The organism is Vibrio hannami, assembly GCF_029589055.1.
GTDB classification, from domain to species: Bacteria; Pseudomonadota; Gammaproteobacteria; order Enterobacterales; family Vibrionaceae; genus Vibrio; species Vibrio hannami.
The window spans coordinates 962,197-979,803 of the sequence record NZ_JARQZP010000007.1 but is presented as its reverse complement, the minus strand read 5'-3'; the positions used below and the strand labels follow the sequence as shown (position 1 = coordinate 979,803).

The 17,607-nt window shown below is 42.4% G+C and carries 17 protein-coding genes and 2 pseudogenes; 10 read left to right on the top strand and 9 right to left on the bottom strand.

The genetic code is table 11. The features are described from left to right. Nucleotides 1-30 precede the first annotated feature (30 nt). Entirely contained in the window at nucleotides 31-528 is a 498-nt protein-coding gene (locus P7F88_RS18885; RefSeq protein WP_277827269.1) for a M48 metallopeptidase family protein, read from the bottom strand. 157 nt (nucleotides 529-685) lie between these two features. On the opposite strand from P7F88_RS18885, the gene P7F88_RS18880 reads away from it, so the two are divergent. Then, nucleotides 686-916 (top strand): glutaredoxin family protein, encoded by a 231-nt coding sequence (locus P7F88_RS18880; RefSeq protein ID WP_277827268.1) that lies wholly within the window; start codon nucleotides 686-688, stop codon nucleotides 914-916. Nucleotides 917-1,016: 100 nt separating this feature from the next. On the opposite strand, the gene P7F88_RS18875 is transcribed toward P7F88_RS18880, so the two are convergent. The 3 genes from P7F88_RS18875 to P7F88_RS18865 form a co-directional block, all read right to left on the bottom strand. Continuing rightward, nucleotides 1,017-1,664 (bottom strand): hypothetical protein, encoded by a 648-nt coding sequence (locus P7F88_RS18875; protein ID WP_277827266.1) that lies wholly within the window; start codon nucleotides 1,662-1,664, stop codon nucleotides 1,017-1,019. Nucleotides 1,665-1,876: 212 nt separating this feature from the next. Next, nucleotides 1,877-2,236, bottom strand: coding sequence for an MmcQ/YjbR family DNA-binding protein (locus P7F88_RS18870; protein WP_277827264.1), 360 nt, complete (start codon nucleotides 2,234-2,236; stop codon nucleotides 1,877-1,879). Nucleotides 2,237-2,271: 35 nt separating this feature from the next. Then, complete coding sequence (locus P7F88_RS18865) at nucleotides 2,272-3,327, bottom strand: sensor domain-containing diguanylate cyclase (protein WP_277827262.1); 1,056 nt, start codon at nucleotides 3,325-3,327, stop codon at nucleotides 2,272-2,274. Between the two features lie 140 nt (nucleotides 3,328-3,467). On the opposite strand from P7F88_RS18865, the gene P7F88_RS18860 reads away from it, so the two are divergent. Then, a complete protein-coding gene (locus P7F88_RS18860) occupies nucleotides 3,468-4,040 on the top strand; it encodes a nucleoside triphosphate pyrophosphohydrolase family protein (protein ID WP_277827260.1) in 573 nt (190 codons plus the stop codon). Nucleotides 4,041-4,295: 255 nt separating this feature from the next. Here the strand turns inward: P7F88_RS18860 and P7F88_RS18855 are convergent, their stop codons facing one another. From P7F88_RS18855 to P7F88_RS18845, 3 genes and pseudogenes are all read right to left on the bottom strand, one after another. Further along, nucleotides 4,296-5,324 carry a succinylglutamate desuccinylase gene (locus P7F88_RS18855; RefSeq protein ID WP_277827258.1) on the bottom strand — a complete coding sequence of 343 codons (1,029 nt, stop codon included), beginning with the start codon at nucleotides 5,322-5,324 and terminating at the stop codon, nucleotides 4,296-4,298. A 161-nt stretch (nucleotides 5,325-5,485) separates the two neighbouring features. After that, a pseudogene (cobT, locus tag P7F88_RS18850) lies at nucleotides 5,486-6,513 on the bottom strand (nicotinate-nucleotide--dimethylbenzimidazole phosphoribosyltransferase). A gap of 57 nt (nucleotides 6,514-6,570) precedes the next feature. Further along, nucleotides 6,571-7,503: pseudogene (locus P7F88_RS18845) on the bottom strand (lactate/malate family dehydrogenase); the annotation flags it as partial. A gap of 458 nt (nucleotides 7,504-7,961) precedes the next feature. On the opposite strand from P7F88_RS18845, the gene P7F88_RS18840 reads away from it, so the two are divergent. The 6 genes from P7F88_RS18840 (at nucleotide 7,962) to purT (ending at nucleotide 13,583) form a co-directional block, all read left to right on the top strand. After that, a complete protein-coding gene (locus P7F88_RS18840; RefSeq protein ID WP_277827256.1) occupies nucleotides 7,962-8,657 on the top strand; it encodes an NAD(P)H-binding protein in 696 nt (231 codons plus the stop codon). Between the two features lie 87 nt (nucleotides 8,658-8,744). After that, a complete protein-coding gene (gene sbcB / locus P7F88_RS18835) occupies nucleotides 8,745-10,169 on the top strand; it encodes an exodeoxyribonuclease I (RefSeq protein WP_277827254.1) in 1,425 nt (474 codons plus the stop codon). 4 nt (nucleotides 10,170-10,173) lie between these two features. Continuing rightward, the gene (locus tag P7F88_RS18830; RefSeq protein ID WP_277827253.1) at nucleotides 10,174-10,548 is read left to right on the top strand and encodes a CidA/LrgA family protein; all 375 of its coding nucleotides are present in this window, start codon (nucleotides 10,174-10,176) and stop codon (nucleotides 10,546-10,548) included. After that, entirely contained in the window at nucleotides 10,548-11,237 is a 690-nt protein-coding gene (locus P7F88_RS18825) for a CidB/LrgB family autolysis modulator (RefSeq protein ID WP_277829227.1), read from the top strand. Before P7F88_RS18830 ends, P7F88_RS18825 begins: the two co-directional genes overlap by 1 nt. 143 nt (nucleotides 11,238-11,380) lie before the next feature. Further along, nucleotides 11,381-12,268, top strand: a complete 888-nt coding sequence (gene cdd, locus P7F88_RS18820; RefSeq protein WP_277827251.1) for a cytidine deaminase — start codon at nucleotides 11,381-11,383, stop codon at nucleotides 12,266-12,268. 139 nt (nucleotides 12,269-12,407) lie between these two features. Further along, nucleotides 12,408-13,583, top strand: a complete 1,176-nt coding sequence (purT, locus tag P7F88_RS18815; RefSeq protein ID WP_277827249.1) for a formate-dependent phosphoribosylglycinamide formyltransferase — start codon at nucleotides 12,408-12,410, stop codon at nucleotides 13,581-13,583. 49 nt (nucleotides 13,584-13,632) lie between these two features. On the opposite strand, the gene P7F88_RS18810 is transcribed toward purT, so the two are convergent. Continuing rightward, nucleotides 13,633-14,283, bottom strand: a complete 651-nt coding sequence (locus P7F88_RS18810) for a thiopurine S-methyltransferase (RefSeq protein ID WP_277827247.1) — start codon at nucleotides 14,281-14,283, stop codon at nucleotides 13,633-13,635. 245 nt (nucleotides 14,284-14,528) lie between these two features. Here P7F88_RS18810 and P7F88_RS18805 point away from each other — a divergent pair, with 245 nt between their 5' ends. Beyond that, entirely contained in the window at nucleotides 14,529-15,305 is a 777-nt protein-coding gene (locus P7F88_RS18805; protein WP_277827245.1) for a RelA/SpoT domain-containing protein, read from the top strand. A 63-nt stretch (nucleotides 15,306-15,368) separates the two neighbouring features. On the opposite strand, the gene ihfA is transcribed toward P7F88_RS18805, so the two are convergent. Next, entirely contained in the window at nucleotides 15,369-15,662 is a 294-nt protein-coding gene (gene ihfA, locus P7F88_RS18800) for an integration host factor subunit alpha (protein ID WP_277827243.1), read from the bottom strand. A 600-nt stretch (nucleotides 15,663-16,262) separates the two neighbouring features. Between ihfA and glgC the strand changes: the two genes are divergently transcribed. Continuing rightward, the gene (gene glgC, locus P7F88_RS18795; RefSeq protein ID WP_277827241.1) at nucleotides 16,263-17,522 is read left to right on the top strand and encodes a glucose-1-phosphate adenylyltransferase; all 1,260 of its coding nucleotides are present in this window, start codon (nucleotides 16,263-16,265) and stop codon (nucleotides 17,520-17,522) included. Nucleotides 17,523-17,607: the final 85 nt, after the last annotated feature.

Sequence of the window (17,607 nt, the reverse complement as noted above, 5' to 3'; positions counted from 1 at the left end):
ATAATGACTAAGACCAGTAAGCGACCTAATCTATTTCCTTTGCTCCAGATAAATCATAAACAATCGCGCATCAAACTCTAGCTGGTGATAGTCCGGTTCCATATGGCAGCAAAGAGAATAAAACGCCTTGTTATGTTCTTTTTCCCTGAGGTGAGCCAGCTCATGAACCACCAGCATTCTGAGCAACGGTTCCGGCGCATTTTTAAATACGCTGGCGATACGAATCTCATTCTTTGCTTTAAGTTTTCCACCATGGTTTCTTGATACAAACGAATGTAATCCGAGGGCATTGTTAATCAAATGAATCTTGCCGTCGTACACAACTTTGCTAAGCGGAGACGTCTTTTTCATATAACGGTTTTTGAGCTCTACCGTGTAATCAAACAGTGCTTTTTCACTTTTTATCTGGTGGTACTCAGGATATTTTTGCTCAAACCACTGGGTCAGCTTCCCGGACTCTATCAACTGAGAAACTTGTGTAACGATTGAGTCCGGATAGCCATTAATGTAGCGAAGTGATTTGTTCATAGGAAAAGGAATATTGTCATCTTTGGTACAAGAGACGGCAGTATATACTCAATCGCTTCGAACAGGCACTACTTCCTGCGCTCGCATTTCAACGAAGAATTGATTAGACTCCCCTTCCGATAAAAACATCCCTTTTTCACATATTCGAGGTGGTACCATGAAGAGGCTCGTCCTGTACGTAAAAGACAAATGTCCACATTGCAAAGACGCTCAACGCTACCTGGATGAGAAAGGCTACAAGTACCGCCTTACAAACGCAAAAATGCAGCGTGGAAGAAAAGAACTGGACGCCATTGGTGCCCGCTCTGTTCCAGTTCTGAAAATCGGCGACAGAATTATGATTGGCTGGAATCCAAAGAATTTTGAGAAGATGTACAACTCCAAATAAAAACCGATCATACATCTCGTTACGATGCTCCGCGTGGTAATGCATATTAGACTTCAAGCGTAAGAACAGAGTAATGACCCCTGTCCTTTCAGTTCAACGTCTACAAAAACTCGCCTAATAAATCGTTGTAGATCTCTCTGGCTCTAGTCTCTTTTATTAGGTTTTCGACTTCACGTGGGGCAGTATAGAAATCTAAGTCTTCAACGTGCTTTTTGATTACTTCGTCATTAAAAATTTTGGTTGTAGTCTTTGTGTACATCTGTTTGTAATCGTCAAAATCATAACTTACACCTTCTTCGTAATAGTCTCCTAAAGAATCAACCATCTCTGTTAAATGTTCAACTTTACCTACTTCACCAAATATGGTTGCAAAGTTTCCTCCGTACAGTTGGTTCAGGTTAGCTCTTTCTGTTTCACTAAAATATTTGCCAACAATTACTTGCAAATCCCAACCATCCTCAAGATATTCCTTATTATGCTGTACTACTGCTGCTTTGTAGCCATGCTTGTACATACCAAGTTGGTCGCATATATTCGAATTTATTTCTCTAGCGCCAATTTCTTTCTCAGTGAACAACTCGAAGGTTAAAGCATATTCTCCGTCCTCTATGTATGCATAACACTTACCAACAACTGGCGTCGGAGGCCCTGGATTCGGTTGTGGCGCCGGTGGCTTATCATTACTCTTGCTATTACAACCAACCAACGCAACTAAACAAAGCGCAATAGATAAACCTTTAAACTTCACAACAACCTCAACAGAAAATACAAAATAGACCATAAATGATTAGTTGCGATTAAATCACGAATCATAATTGATTTTTGTTAGAGTTTTGCAAGCTTTATTTGACGCTAGTTCAATGAGGTTAAAATGGCTTATGCATTACCACGCAGGAGCGTGGTAATGAGAGTTTATGTGCTTAGCGGAAGACTAAGAGTGAGAACTCCCACGAAAAAACGTTAACTGGGGTCAGAAAGTTCAGCCTGCTGTTTTTTTGTGAGATTAGAAACAACTAACTGATAGGAGTTTTCGACAAAGCCGCGAAGTACCTCATCCGCATCGGGGTACTCAATATTGACGCTAACCCAATGTTTCTTGTTCATATGGTAACCCGGGCTAACAAAAGTAAACTGCTCAATCAGAAATAACACGTCATCAGGATTGGCTTTCAGGTTCACAAAATCTTGCCCGTTTCTGTGTCCAATAAGGGCAAACATCTTATCTTTAACCTTATAAACCAGAGTAGCGGGTCCAAATGGGTATGTTTCTTCGCTGCCGTTAAATGATTTAAGATACTCAACAAGTTCACTTCTACTCAAATTCACCTCCCCTGGCTAACCCTGAGTGTCGTAACCTAGCCATAGCTTTTTTGAATCGCAACTACGCGGTTTCGTCCAGACTCTTTCGCTTGATAAAGAGCACTATCTGCCTGTGAAATGATTTTGTCTGCAATGTCTGATGCTTCTCCACCCACCCATTCGGCAATATGAAAATGGCAAAGTCCAATGGATATGCTTAGTTGCTTTTGCTCCAATCTGATCGACGAAACCGCCTGTTTAAGTTGATTGGCAATATTTTCTGATGACCTCTGTTCACAGCCAGATAACCAAATAACGAATTCTTCACCGCCAAAGCGAGCGATAAAACCTCTGTCATCTAGCTGCTCAAATAGACTCGATGCAACTTTTTGCAGTACTTCATCACCAGTTTGATGGCCTAAAGTGTCATTGATTATCTTAAAGTGGTCTAAATCAGCAACCAACAAGCCTCCTTGCCCGCCAAGCATCTGCATCTTTTCGATATCGGTTCTCAAAACATCAAATAAAAACCGGCGATTCGGTAGATTAGTCAACGCATCGTATTTGGCCTGATGTTCTAACTCCTGGTTTAATTGCATCAACTCTTTTTTCTGCTGGTTACGGATCAACTCACCTTCTATCCATAAAGCCATAAGCTTTAACAGTTCTATTGTCCCTTCAGGAAATGACTGAGCCTTAGGGGTTATACCAGAAAAATTTAACGTACCGTAAAGTTCATCATTAAGGTAAATGGGAATCCCGATATAAGCGCCCAACTTAAACTGTTGGTAGGCAGGGTGTCCGGTAAAAGCCGGGGTACTCGTAATATCATGCACCACTACAGGAACATCCGACTGGCATGTCATTTCACAAAAGGTACTGTCAAAGGTAAATTCATCTCCAGGATTTAAAGGCACCTCTTCCGGAGCAATGGAGTGTTCGATCACATACTTGTCATCTTTGATTTTTGACATGATTGCGATATCCAGGTCAAACACCTCCAGTCCCAGCATTAATATCTGGAACATCTGAATGTCATAACCTTTTCCGTAATCATTGGTTATTTGATACAGGCGGCGAATGACCTTAATTACCTCGTTGCTATCTTTCATAATCGTTGTTATGTCGCGCTAATCTGGATTCCCTGCTTATTTTTAGTAAAGAACACTTAACGCCTTAATTCAATCTAAGTAGAAGAAATACCGAAGATCTTTTAATATCTCTACCATTAATAAATAACTCAGCTAACACAATGAAACTGACACAATTGACTCAAGAGATATACGACCACATCTACAATGATATCCGCGAATTTCGCTCTACGTTCGACTTACCGGTTTGCTCACCAGAAACCATGGATGACGACTCTGATACCCTTCATTCTTCCCTGATTATTGAGGAACTCACCGAGCTTGCTCAGGCTGATAGCAAAATAGAACAGGCAGACGCGATCGTCGATAGTGTCTATGTTTTAATGGGACGATTGGTACATTTAGGCCAGGACAAAGTAGAGGATAACCTGTCAATCAGCTACCTGATTGACGTTTTGCTCAACGCTGCAGTAAATCTGGAGATCAACTTTATTCCCTGCTGGAATGAAATTCACTCAAGTAATATGAGTAAGGTATGCCGAAACGAGCAAGAGTATAAAGAAACAGAAAGCTTCTACGCTGAACAGGGAATCAAACTGAAACCAGTCTCAAAAGGGAACTATATTATTGCTAAGTGTGCACTAAATTTTGTCACTAAAGGCAAAACCGTTCGCGAAGGAAAAGTTCTAAAATCGGTTTACTACCGACCAGCAGATCTTAGCTCGTTGATATAGGGTAAAAAGTTTAGGATAAAAAAATGCGCCTTTGTCATATATGACAAAAGGCGCCAATACTAACGAAAGTAGAACGAGAATGTATCACTCTTAATAATGCCAATAGTGTGCCAAAAGTATTATTTTTGTAACCTATTGATTTTTATTGATATTGATATTTGCTTCTCAGTTCTCTTTCTTATTCCTGCACTAGTTTAGTGCTTTTTGCCCGATTTCAGCCCACGGACGTGAGCTAAGTCGTTCAAAATTAAACCTTTAATCGTACACTAGCTGGTCGTTTTCATAGCGAGTTTCCACTTCACTCACCATTAATGCCGCACGATGACCTATCGCTACCTGCTTATTAGGGAAAACTACCGCTTCCTGCTCTACCTTCGCGAATAGAATTTTGTCTCCGTCATGACCCAATACCTGACCATGCTCAAAACGGGTGAAGTTTTCAATATCATCACTAAAGTTGAAGTCAAAATCTTCGTGTGTGCGTTTTAGAGTCTGGGTAACGCGGTATGGTGTAGGTTCGACGCCTTCAATGCCTTCTAAAGAGTTGGTTAACAGTCCTCGGAACGCGATATCAAAATCACTAATCAGGCTTAGGTCGCTTTCTCCAAGCGGTGATACCTGCCCCAACTCCACCGTTAGTGATTGTGCACCAAATGCATCAGCGGTGTACCAGCTAAATGTACTGGTTGGAGCGTTCGATAACAGAATCGCTTCCAGCTTAGCTTTAGCACCAAAATCAATGAGTTCCTTGCTGCGAGTCGGCTTGGTGGTTTTTGGAGAAACGGCAAACGTAAAGTGCTTTGAACGTCTGATGGCGCAGTGAAGATCCAGATGCCAACGCTGCTCTTGTGAGACACCATCAAAGAAGTCAGCAACATCTTGCATTAACACTTTGGCGATTTTGCCTTCGAGTGAATCAGACTCAACACGCTTATCAAAAAGACGGTTCATATTGTCTTCGATAAAACGTATCTGTTTATTAGTTGCTTCAGGATGAGCAAGCATAAACAAGCATCGAGCTTCAATATTGCACTTACCTTCCAGAATATCTGAAACAACATTATCTACTAATTCCATTGGCGCAGTTTCATTACCATGCACACCAGCAGATACAACGATGGACTTTGTTTGGTCAGATATGTTCGCTGGCACCACTTCCAGCAGTCCACGCTTTAGAAGCCGGATCTTAATGCCCGACGGTAACTGAAGTTGGCCTATTGCCATTTCAGCGCCCGTATCTAAAGTGTCAGACAAGAACGATTGACGAAACAATGGTTTTTCCATGCGTTACTCCTTTGTTTACATAGCACCACGCTAATAAAACATCGCAGAAATTGTGTTGATTTTGGGGTAATCCCCATCAAAAGTAGTATCTTACCCTTAAATGGTATGCGGCACCAAGAGCCCAAACCGGGTTTTAGGTCATAAAAATCTATATTGTTGAATTATACGGTTACGCCTGCACTCTCGAAACTCGCCATATTGTTGTAAAACTCAACTGAAGCAGCAATGATTGAGTATGCCAGCGCAGCTCCTGTTCCTTCCCCTAGTCTCATTCCAAGATCCAGTAATGGTTTAGCATTTAACTCATCTAATAAGATTTTATGGCCAGACTCATTTGAGCGATGAGCAAAGATCATATAGTCACGGCAATCAGGGTTGATTTTAGTCGCGGCGTAAGCAGCAGCTGTAATAATAAATCCATCCACCAGTACAGGCACTTTCGCATCTGTTGCAGCCAGAAACGCCCCTACAATCTGCACTATTTCAAAACCACCTACCTGGCACAACACTTCTAGCGGGTCAGCACCAACACAACGTTCGACACCTTTTTCTACCAACTCTTTCTTTTTAAGAAGCTGTTCAGAGGTTATGCCTGTTCCCAATCCAACACATTCGCTTGCCTTGCGGCCACTAAGCGCGCTCAAAATTGCTGATGCAGAGCTGGTATTTCCTATCCCCATTTCACCAAACATAAGGATGTTTGACCCATCTGAGATGCTCTTCTCAGCCACAGTTCTTCCAAGCTCCACCCCCTGGTAACTTGCTCAGAAGTCATTGCAGGGTTAACAGCAAAATTTTCTGTACGCGTCCCTAGCCTTTGAGAAACAAAATTTGGGGCATCAGATTCAACAGGTAATAGAATCCCTGCATCGATAACTTTCAAATCGATATGGTTTGTGCGGCAAAAGCAGTTAACCGCTGCACCACCATTCAAAAAGTTAAGAACCATCTGTTGGGTCACTGCACTTGGCGCAATACTAACGCCTTCATCCGCGATACCGTGATCACCAGCAAACACCAACATTGTCGGTTTAGAAAGTACGATCTGGTCAACTGCTTCTTCTTTCCCCTGACTCTGAATCAACGCAAGTTGGTGAGCAACCGATTCAAGCTCTCCTAAAGCACCCGGTGGTTTGGTTTTCTGATCAATTCGACTCTGTATTTTGCTTGAGTATTTTTCTTCTAACATCTTGTTTATTTCTACCAAATTTCCATATGGACAAATTATTTCATTAACCCGGTTTTTCTCAGCAACCTCTTCTATCAACGTGCGAAGTTTTGCCGCTATTGCGTTAAGTTGCTCCATCTCATTTTTCTCAAACGGGTGGATTAGTATTTTCTCGGCACCTTTACTTGAAACTATTGTAGGAAGGCTAAGAACCACATCATTTAGGCCATATTGTCCTTGAATCAGGGTACCAACTGGCAACACAGATTTTTCATCAATAGTGATAGCCTGAATAATTCGGAATACACTCGCTGCAATACCGTGTGTCGTGTTCTGCTTCTTATAGAAGATCTCGAATCCGGCTTGCCTTACCTCATCGAGCAATTCGTCTGCGTCAATTTTTGCAAGATCGTTGGTTTCACAGTAATAGTCAGCAGGCTGACCACCAATACTGATTAAACTCTTTGGGGTAAAGCAGTTGCTTCCATGCTCCCCTAACACGTAGCCGAATACGTTCTTAGGGTCGATATCCGCTTTTGCTGCCACTATTGTCATCAATCTTGCCGTATCTATCAGGCAACCAGCACTGATTACCTGAGAAGCGCTAAAGCCAGTATTTGCCACCATAAAGTAAGTAACTATGTCACACGGATTGGTCACAACAATCAATTTAGCATCCGGAGATACTTTCTCGATTCGCTTAGCGATATCAACACAGATCTTACTATTGATTTCAGCCAGGTCTAGACGGGTCTGGCCTTCTTTTATTTGAGCGCCAGCAGTTATAACCACAATATCGGCATCACGCAGCAACTCGTAATCGTCACCTGCCTGTAACCGCGTATTCTTGCTGAACGTAAGCGCATTGGTATGGCTGAAATCCAGTATCTCGCCAACCGCTTTATCCTTGTTGAGATCAACTAAGACCAATTCACTTACACTACCTAGCGTCAGGAGGTAGTTACATATTCCGACACCTACCGAGCCAGCTCCAATAACTCCAATCTTCATATTATCTCTCCCTGATAACGTTTTTGAATTCCAATGCAGCTTCATCATATTGATAGAATTACAATAAACTATCGGGCAGTGTTATTACAAAAATAAATTCTACCAATGCATTAATTCAGAAGAATATCCTGCCTTAATACACAGCTAACGGCCCAGCAAGGTTTTGAATCAGTATTAAATTTTTTATGTAATCATTGTTTGTTGACTATACTTAACTGTGACATGAGTGAGAGAAATAAGGACAAGCAAATAAATTAAATAATTATCCGGAGGTGTTTGTATGCTGTTAAATCAAACCTCAAAGCGCTCTAGAAAGTCAAAGTCATCCACTCAAAATCGCAAAAATGCGAAGAAAAAGATCCCTTTATCAATGACATAATCACATAAACTCCATTATAAGGCTCCATTTCGGAGCCTTTTGTATATACTCTAGTTGTCGATTTAAAACAGGTAACCTTATGGATAAGTTTGGTGATGCGGCAACTGCAATTATAGCCGGAGCCAGTGGTCTGGTTGGAAACGAGCTTCTGCGACTTTTACTTAGCAAGCCATCAGTCAGCAAAGTATACGCTTTGGTCCGTAGTCAGTTATCTCAAACCGATGACAAACTTACCCAAATACAACATGAAGACCTGATGATTACCAACTGGCAGGAAGGAGATACCGCGCCAGATATCGGTTTTATCTGCCTCGGAACAACAATAAAACAAGCAGGAAGCAAAGAAGCGCTAGCGAAAGTCGATTTTGAGCTAGTATGCCGTGTTGCACAGGAAATGAAGTTAATTGGTGTAAAACGTATAGCTGTGGTTTCCAGTTTCGGTGCTGATCCTAAATCCTTATCCCATTACCTTCGTTGCAAAGGAAAAGCAGAAAAGACCATTCTTGATATGGGATTCGAACGAGTTGTTTTTGTCCGCCCTGGCCCGCTGGCTGGAGAACGGAAACAAAAAAGAACAGACGAAGTGATCATTGGTAAGCTACTGAATGTGCTTAACCCACTGCTTATTGGCTACCTTGCTAACTTTCGTCCAATTCAGGCTAAAGATGTGGCGAGTGCTATGCTGTACGCTACATTGCAACCGAAGCATATACCTTCAGATTCGTATATGACGTTTACTACCCCGGAAATGATAAAGCTTCTGAACTCCTTTTAAGCGAATAATAAAACAACGCCCATTCATTGCCTTAGCCAGTTCTCGGTGGTCTAATAGCCGCATTAGCTTACCTATCGGAATACATGCATGCAAAACGAACACTCACCTACTTTTTTCTGGTTCGATTATGAAACCTGGGGCACCAACCCAGCGACTGACAGACCAAGCCAGTTTGCCGGTGTTCATACTGATATGGATTTCAACATTATCGGAGAACCTCTGGTAATCTATTGCCAGCCTCCGGCCGACTATCTGCCTTCTCCTGAAGCCGCATTAATTACCGGGATTATTCCTCAAAAAGCTCAAAATCAGGGTTTACCCGAGCCTGAATTTATCCGCAGGATTCATCAGGAGCTATCGGCTCCAAATACTACAAGCCTTGGTTACAACAGCATTCGATTTGACGATGAAGTGACCCGCTACACACTTTATCGCAACTTCTTTGACCCTTATGCATGGAGCTGGCAAAACGGCAACTCTCGCTGGGATCTGCTTGATGTGATGCGCACGTGCTATGCGCTACGACCGGAAGGTATTAACTGGCCGACCAAAGAGGATGGCACACCAAGCTTTAAACTCGAACAGTTGTCGGTAGAAAACGGTATCGAGCACGAGAATGCACACGATGCTATGGCGGATGTGATTGCGACAATCGAGTTAGCGAAAAAACTGAAGGCAGCTCAACCCAAGCTGTTTGATTACCTCTATCAGATGCGTCACAAACGAAAATTGAACGAGCTTATCGATATCGTCAATATGACCCCTCTGGTGCACGTTTCGGGCATGTTTGGTGTAGGGTGTTCCAATACAAGCTGGATTGTACCAGTGGCGTGGCATCCTAAAAATCAGAATGCCGTTATCTGCATCAACCTCGCGAAAGATGTATCACCTCTGCTTGAGCTAGATAGCGATGCACTATTAGAAAGGCTCTATACCAGGCACTCTGAGCTAGCAGAAGATGAACTTCCTGTACCAGTTAAGCTGGTTCATATAAACAAGTGCCCTATTCTTGCTCCAGCTAAAACACTGACCGCAGAAAACGCAGAGAATATTGGAATAGATAGAGAGCAGTGCCTGAATAATCTCGCAATCATCAAGCAACACCCGGAAATTCGTGAAAAGTTGATAAACCTTTATCAGCATGAGCGCGAGTTCGAAAACAGTAGCAACGTCGATAGTATGCTCTACGATGGTTTCTTCTCGCCATCGGATAAAGCGTCGATGGACATTATTCGCGAAACTGCACCAGAGCACCTCGCTGCGTTAGATATATCCTATGCGGATAAACGAATCGAACCCCTGCTATTTCGATACAGAGCCAGAAACTTTCCGACTACACTTAGCGAAGACGAGCAAATCAAGTGGGCAAACCACTGTCGCGACTATTTTGAGTCTCATCTGCCCGATTACATGCTTAATCTAGAAAATCTGGTTCATGAACATGAAGCAGATGACAAGAAAATGGCAATACTAAAGTCTGTCTATAAATATGTTGAGAAATTAGTATCCTAACGCAATGAACAAGATTAAATTATTAACGGTAGCTAGGTACGTTAGCTCGGCTTTTTTGATCCTGGCATCTTTACAAGCCGGAACGGCCATCCAGCATTACTTTGACCTTAGCATCCCTGGCAGCATTATAGGGATGCTGCTCCTGTTTTCACTGATGACCGCAGGTATCATCCCCGCTCAGTGGGTGAAACCTTCAGCACAGCTACTTATTCGCTATATGATCCTGCTGTTTATTCCTGTAAGTGTCGGTTTGATGGAACACTACGAAGTACTGAGTGAAAATGCACTGCAAATTTTTGTCAGTACCGTCGGAGGCACTGCTATTGTCCTGGTATGTTTGGCCTGGATGCTTGAGAGAATACTGGTAGGTAAGAAATGATCTGGCTATTTGTTACTTTAGCTTCTTTTTGGGTAGCACGTTTGGTCAGCGCTAAACTTAATCATCCTTTAGCCAATCCACTGTTGATAAGCTTGTTTATTGTTATTCCTCTCCTTTTGATAACAGATACCTCTTATCAAACTTACTATCACGATAACGAAATCTTTATGTATCTGCTTCAACCTGCCGTTGTTGCACTCGCTTATCCTCTCTACGAACAGGCAAGAGAAATTCGCGCTAACTGGAAAATCATCTTTCTGGCGTGTGGTGTTGGCAGCGTACTTTCTATGTTTACAGCCTCTGTTATCGCTGTTTTCCTGAACACAGACATTCCGCTAATCGCAAGTATTCTCGGAAAATCGGTAACAACGCCAATTGCAATGGAAGTATCCAGCCATTTAGGTGGCGAACCTGCTATCGCTGCGATTATGGTACTCATTGTAGGGGTATTTGGCGCCATCTTCGCTTACCCAATCTATAACCTTGTTGGTATTACTCACCCTATAGCCAGAGGATTAACAATGGGGACGGTTTCTCACGCACTAGGCACAGCAACATGCCTCGAGAAAAATCCCAAAGAAGGCGCATTTAGCTCCCTTGCATTAGTGTTATGCGGCGTTATTACTTCATTCCTGGCTCCTGCCTTTTATGCACTAGTGGAATGGTTGCATATCATCCTAAATGGATAAGGGACTAAAACTATACAAAAAGCGTGACATCACTCAATTAATGAAAAATGAAAATTCATTACATTAACTTACGTGACAACGATCACGGTTAATGTGCAAATTTGTTCTAGAATGACACATATCGATAACCAAAGGAGTCATTGATGAACTCTAGAATTGAACAAGTGCTGAACAAGATGCCGCCAAAAGTTGCTCAGTACCTAAAGCAAGTTGTGGCATCTGAAGATTTTGACGCAACGATCTCTCCTGAGCAGTTTTCTGAGTTGCTTGCTCTTTCAGGCTTGAACGACGATGAACTTAGAGTTGCTTTGCTTCCTTTAGCTGCATCATTTTCATATGCACCAATTTCAGAGTTTTTCGTTGGTGCCATCGCACGCGGCCTATCAGGCAAACTGTACTTTGGTGCCAACATGGAGTTTGAAGGCGCTCAGTTAGGTCAGACGGTTCACGCTGAGCAGTGCGCTGTCAGCCACGCATGGATGAAAGGCGAGAAAGGCCTGAAAGATGTCACGGTTAATTACAGCCCTTGTGGACACTGCAGACAGTTTATGAATGAGCTGACCACGGCCGATGAACTGATGATTCAGCTACCAGAACGTGATGAAAAGTCGCTTCAGGAATATCTGCCTGAATCATTTGGTCCAAGAGATCTTGGCATTAACGAAAGGCTGATGGATGGCAATCGCCTTGCACACCAGTCGCCAGAAGACGATACACTACTGGCAAGAGCTGTAGACGCACTAAATATGAGCCATTCTCCTTACACCCAAAATCACAGTGGCGTCGCTCTTGAGCTAACAGATGGCACAGTAGTAAAAGGGGCATATGCTGAAAACGCTGCTTTCAACCCTAGCCTTCCTCCGCTTCAGGTGGCCTTTATGCAGGTTCTTATGTCAGGTCATCGTTTTGATGAGATAAAACAGGCCGCAGTTGCTGAAGTTGCAACAGGGAAGATAAGCCACCTGGCATACATTCAGGCAACACTTGATGTAATAAATCCGGACATTCCTGTTAGCTATATTTCAATCTAGTAAGATACAATATTCTGCTCTATTAAAGCCTTAATTCGTTAAGGCTTTTTTATTTCTCATTTTCCAACAGCAAACGATTGCGTCTTTGCATAATTTAAGTATGATCCGCTAAAAATTAATGCTGGATGAAGGAAACAAGATGTTTGGGACAGCTACCCGTGAGAACGCTACTCGTGTATTGCTTCTAGGTTCAGGTGAACTTGGCAAAGAAGTGGCAATTGAATGTCAGCGACTAGGTCTGGAAGTCATTGCCTGTGACCGATACGAAGATGCACCAGCTATGCAGGTTGCCCACAAAAGCTATGTCTTTGACATGCTAGATGGTGAAGCTCTGAAAAAAGTGGTGGAGACCGAACAGCCACACTACATCGTTCCGGAAATTGAAGCCATCGCTACCGATACGTTGATCGAGTTGGAACAAAAAGGCATCAACGTTGTTCCGACTGCGAATGCAACCAAGCTAACAATGAACCGTGAAGGTATTCGTCGTTTGGCTGCGGAAGAATTATCCATTGAAACCTCGCCATATCGTTTTGCAGATACCTTTGAAGAGTTTTCTAAAGCAATTGAAGCGGTTGGTACGCCTTGCGTGATAAAGCCTGTAATGAGTTCTTCTGGTAAAGGGCAGAGCATCGTAAAACAGGAGTCAGATATTGAATCGGCCTGGAACTACGCACAAGAAGGCGGAAGAGCCGGAGCCGGGCGCGTTATCGTAGAAGGTTTTGTTGATTTCGACTACGAAATTACTCTGCTGACCGTACGAGCTGTCGATGGCGTTCACTTCTGTGCTCCTATCGGTCACAGACAGGAAGATGGTGACTACCGTGAGTCATGGCAACCACAAGCCATGTCAGAGCTAGCCTTAAAAGCAGCGCAATACGTATCTGAAACGGTCGTCAACGCACTTGGTGGATACGGTTTATTCGGTGTAGAGCTGTTCGTTAAAGGTGACAAAGTTATCTTTAGTGAAGTCTCCCCTCGCCCGCATGATACCGGCATGGTGACCATGATTTCGCAAGAGCTTTCAGAGTTTGCTCTTCACGTTCGTGCATTTACTGGCTTGCCGATTAACAAAATTACCGATTATGGCCCGGCAGCGTCGGCGGTTATTTTGGGAGAAGGCGCATCTAATAACATTCGCTATGAAGGCCTGGAAGACGTACTTTCCTATTCCAAAACACAGCTAAGACTATTTGGCAAACCTGACATAGACGGGCGTCGCCGTTTAGGGGTAGTGCTTAGTCGAAAGAAAACTACTGAAAAAGCAGTAGATGTAGCGACAGAAGCCGCATCAAAGATCAAGGTTATCTACTAGGGTCTATAAATACGAAGGAGGCTGTTGTTCAGCCTCCTTTCATTTCCCTTTAACAATCTTCAATTAACCACACTTCTTCAGCAAACCTGCTCAGACCTTTCTGGCTGATTTTTGGGTGGTCTTCACTAGCATCGTTTCTTGTTAAACGCTTAATCTGATATTCACTGAACAATCTGCGAACTTCACTCTCTGGCACACTAAACGGTGGCCCCGCCATCTCACTTTGAACGTAGTCGAGGGTGACCAGCAATATCTTTCCGCCCTCTTCAAGCAACAGTTTTATTCTTTCCACATACTCTTCACGCATATCGTCCGGCAATGCGATAAGTGCAGCTCGGTCATAAACCACATTGCATGGTTTCAATGGTGCAGTGAAAAAATCGCCAGCAAAGATTGTCAACTCGTCAAACTGATATAACTCGTGGCTACCATCAAGTTTAGTTACTAATGGCGTATAAAAATGTTCGGCGAAAAAAGAACGCACCGCGATATCACTTAATTCGACTCCCTGAACATCATTGTGGTAACAGGCTAGCCACACCAGGTCTTCCGTCTTACCACATAAAGGAACAAATACCTTATCTTCTCGTGCAGCATTTACTATAGGCCAGTACTCCGTGAGCAATGGATTTACATCCTCTAAGTGAAAACCAATCTTGTTAGAAGCCCACTTGTTATGCCAAAACTCTCTATCTCGCATCGTATCTCATTATTGTTTTGAAGAACTTAAACCAATTTGTATCATTTTTGTTAATTGACCAATACACGTTTTATGCGACGAACCTCTCACTCAATGTAAATTTATGCAAAGTTTCATTGGGAATGGCAAAAATGCCCTAATATATAGTCCTGTAGAAGGTCGTATCTTTCCAACATACATATCTAAAACGCCTGGTATCTTTTAGAACACCGTTTAACCAGGGACATAGATAGTCAGGAGAGTTGATGAGCCTATTTCTACGTACACTTACCTTATCGCTACTCATTTTGAGTAAAGCGCCTGCGTACGCAGCTATTTCGCAAGAAGTCAGCAAAAAAACCGAAGAACCTAAAGAGAACGCCAACCAAATCAACCCAAAGCTGTTTAAACATAGCTTAAGTGGCTTATATGGAATCGAAAACATTTCATATAAGCCAATCCAACCAATCAAAGATTTTGATGCTTTGTATTCAAAAGCAGAATCAGCACAACAAGAGCTAGAAAACATCTGCAAGACAACCGCCTTACTGTCTAATACCAATACAGAATTCGCGGGGGTTAAATCAAAAAGTCGAGCGCAGGTAAAAGTTACCACAGAGTTAAATGGTGAAGCCAACCGGATTACCGATTTAGCCCGAGCAACACTGATAGCAGACGATATCGATGGCTTGGTTACCGCTTACGAATCATTAGCGCGTGAAACCAAAATAGTCAAAGTTAAAAACCGATTCAAAAATCCAGCGCCTTCAGGCTACCGCGATCTCAATGTATTAATCGAACTACCAGAAAGTAAGCTTATTGCAGAAGTTCAGCTTCATCTTAAATCTATCGCTGAAGTAAAAAACGGCCCAGAGCATGACCTTTACGAAGTGATACAAGGAATTGAAAGAGACGCGGCTAAGACCAACAGGTTGTTGACTGAGTATGAATCCCATAGGATTGCATCTCTTCGCCGCCAATCTCTAGAACTGTACCAAAACGCATGGCAACCCTATATCACAACTGAGATAAGGGCTGCATAGCGTCAATAGACAGCAAGCAAAAAATGACGATAAGACCACTATAATAGGTGGTCTTATTTGTCACTAATCAAGTTTGATATTCTCTACACGAGCTTTTAATTTTTGCCCGGGACGGAATGTTACAACGCGTCGTGCAGTAATTGGAATGTCTTCACCAGTTTTAGGGTTTCGACCTGGTCGTTCACTTTTGTCTCTAAGATCGAAATTACCAAACCCTGACAGTTTTACCTGCTCGCCACTTTCTAATGCCTTACGAATCTCTTCGAAGAACACTTCAACCGTCTCCTTGGCATCCCGTTTACTGTATCCTAGTTTTTCAAACAGGTTCTCAGCCAGATCGGCCTTTGTGAGCGCCATAAAAACTTCCCTCAAAGCTTTGTTAAACATTGCTGCTATAAAAGCAACACCAGTATTTAGTTACCTTGCCAATAACAAGTGTATTAGCACAGTCAACTGAAGTTTATGCCAACCTTATGATTTTCGCCAATTTTTTTCTTAGCATATTAGACTATTTGGTTAGCAGTAATCGATTTCATACTCTAGTTAACCAGAGATGTATCCCGATATAATTACAATTATATCATTATACGTATGATATCTAACTAATTTTTTCCACTTAGAAGAACAATTCACTAAATTATCCAAAATTGTGAGAGATATGATTTATTTACAATTTTTATGACTTGGAGGGAAATATTTCTTTAAGTTTTAGAATGTTATAAACATAAACGTTATAGATTGAAACATATTTGCTACACATTCTCAATCTCAGTTTACGCAGTACATGTCATATAGCAAATATAACGTGAATTTAATAAGTCTTTCTCCCGAAGAGTGACGTGCGCAACAAAGTCTGAATAAAAAACATAGTACTGTAAGTAGGTCAGTGCTATGGCCCCCATTAACTACTAGCTTACTGACAGTTTTATTTTTTTATATTTAAAAGGCTTTAGATTTATGTCAAATAACAATTATTCGCATGCTGATACCAACAGACTTGTTCGTGAAACAAGTGCTTTAATTTTGGCAGGAGGCAAAGGAACACGATTAAAACAATTGACAAGTAACAACGCGAAGCCAGCTGTTTCATTTGGCGGTAAGTTTCGAATTATTGATTTTACTCTTTCTAACTGTATTAACTCAGGTATTCGTAAGGTAGGTGTCTTAACTCAGTATATGGCTCAGGATCTGATCGATCACCTTCAGGATGGATGGCAAGAAGTCTGCTCTCCAGCAATGGGCGAAGGTGTACGTATCGTTCCGGCACAGCAAAGAACCGGTGAAGACTGGTATCGTGGTACAGCGGATGCTGTATACCAGAACCTTGACCTAATCAAAAAACAAGGTGCAAAAAACGTTCTAATCCTTGGTGGTGACCACATCTACAAGATGGATTATTCCCGTATGCTTAATTTCCATGTGGAAACAAATGCTGCGGTAACCGTTGCTTGTATCACTAAACCAATTGAAGAAGCGTCAGCATTTGGTGTTATGGGTATCGATGCAGATGGTGAAGTGAAGACTTTCGTAGAGAAACCTGCTAACCCACCAGCTGATCCAAATGACCCAACTAAAGCACTAGTATCTATGGGTATCTATATCTTTAATGCTGAGCTTCTTGAAGAAGAGCTTGTAAAAGCACTAGAAGATCCTGATTATAACCACGACTTCGGTCACAACATCATTCCTGGTCTTCTTGGCCGTCATAAAGTAAGTGGCTATGTATTCGCTGATAACGGTGGACACCCAGGTAAAACAGCTTACTGGCGTGATGTTGGTAACCTTGATGAATACTATGTAGCGACAATGGATCTTCTTTCTCCAGATCCAGAGTTAGACATGTATTCTCCTGACTGGCCTATCATCACAAACCAAAACCAACGCCCTGGCGTTAAGTTCGTGTTTAACGATGAAGGACGTCGTGGCTACGCGGTTGATTCTGTATTAACGGCTGGTGTAATCGTCTCAGGCGCGGCTGTAGAGCACTCACTCATCTCTTCCGATGTTCGACTGCACAGTTACTCTACCATCAAAGACTCTATCATTCTGCCTAACGCAGATGTAGGTCGTCACTGTCGACTGACTAAGGTTATCGTAGGTGAAGGCTGTCGCATCCCTGACGGCACTGTAATTGGTGAAGATCCGGTAGCTGACGCAGAGAAGTACACAGTATCACCAAATGGTGTGGTACTTGTTACTTCAGATATGTTTAAATAATTAAACAACTCAACTTGTAAGACAAGGGCGCACATATGTGCGCCCTTTTGCTTTTATATGATTAAAGCAGATAAAACAATAACGG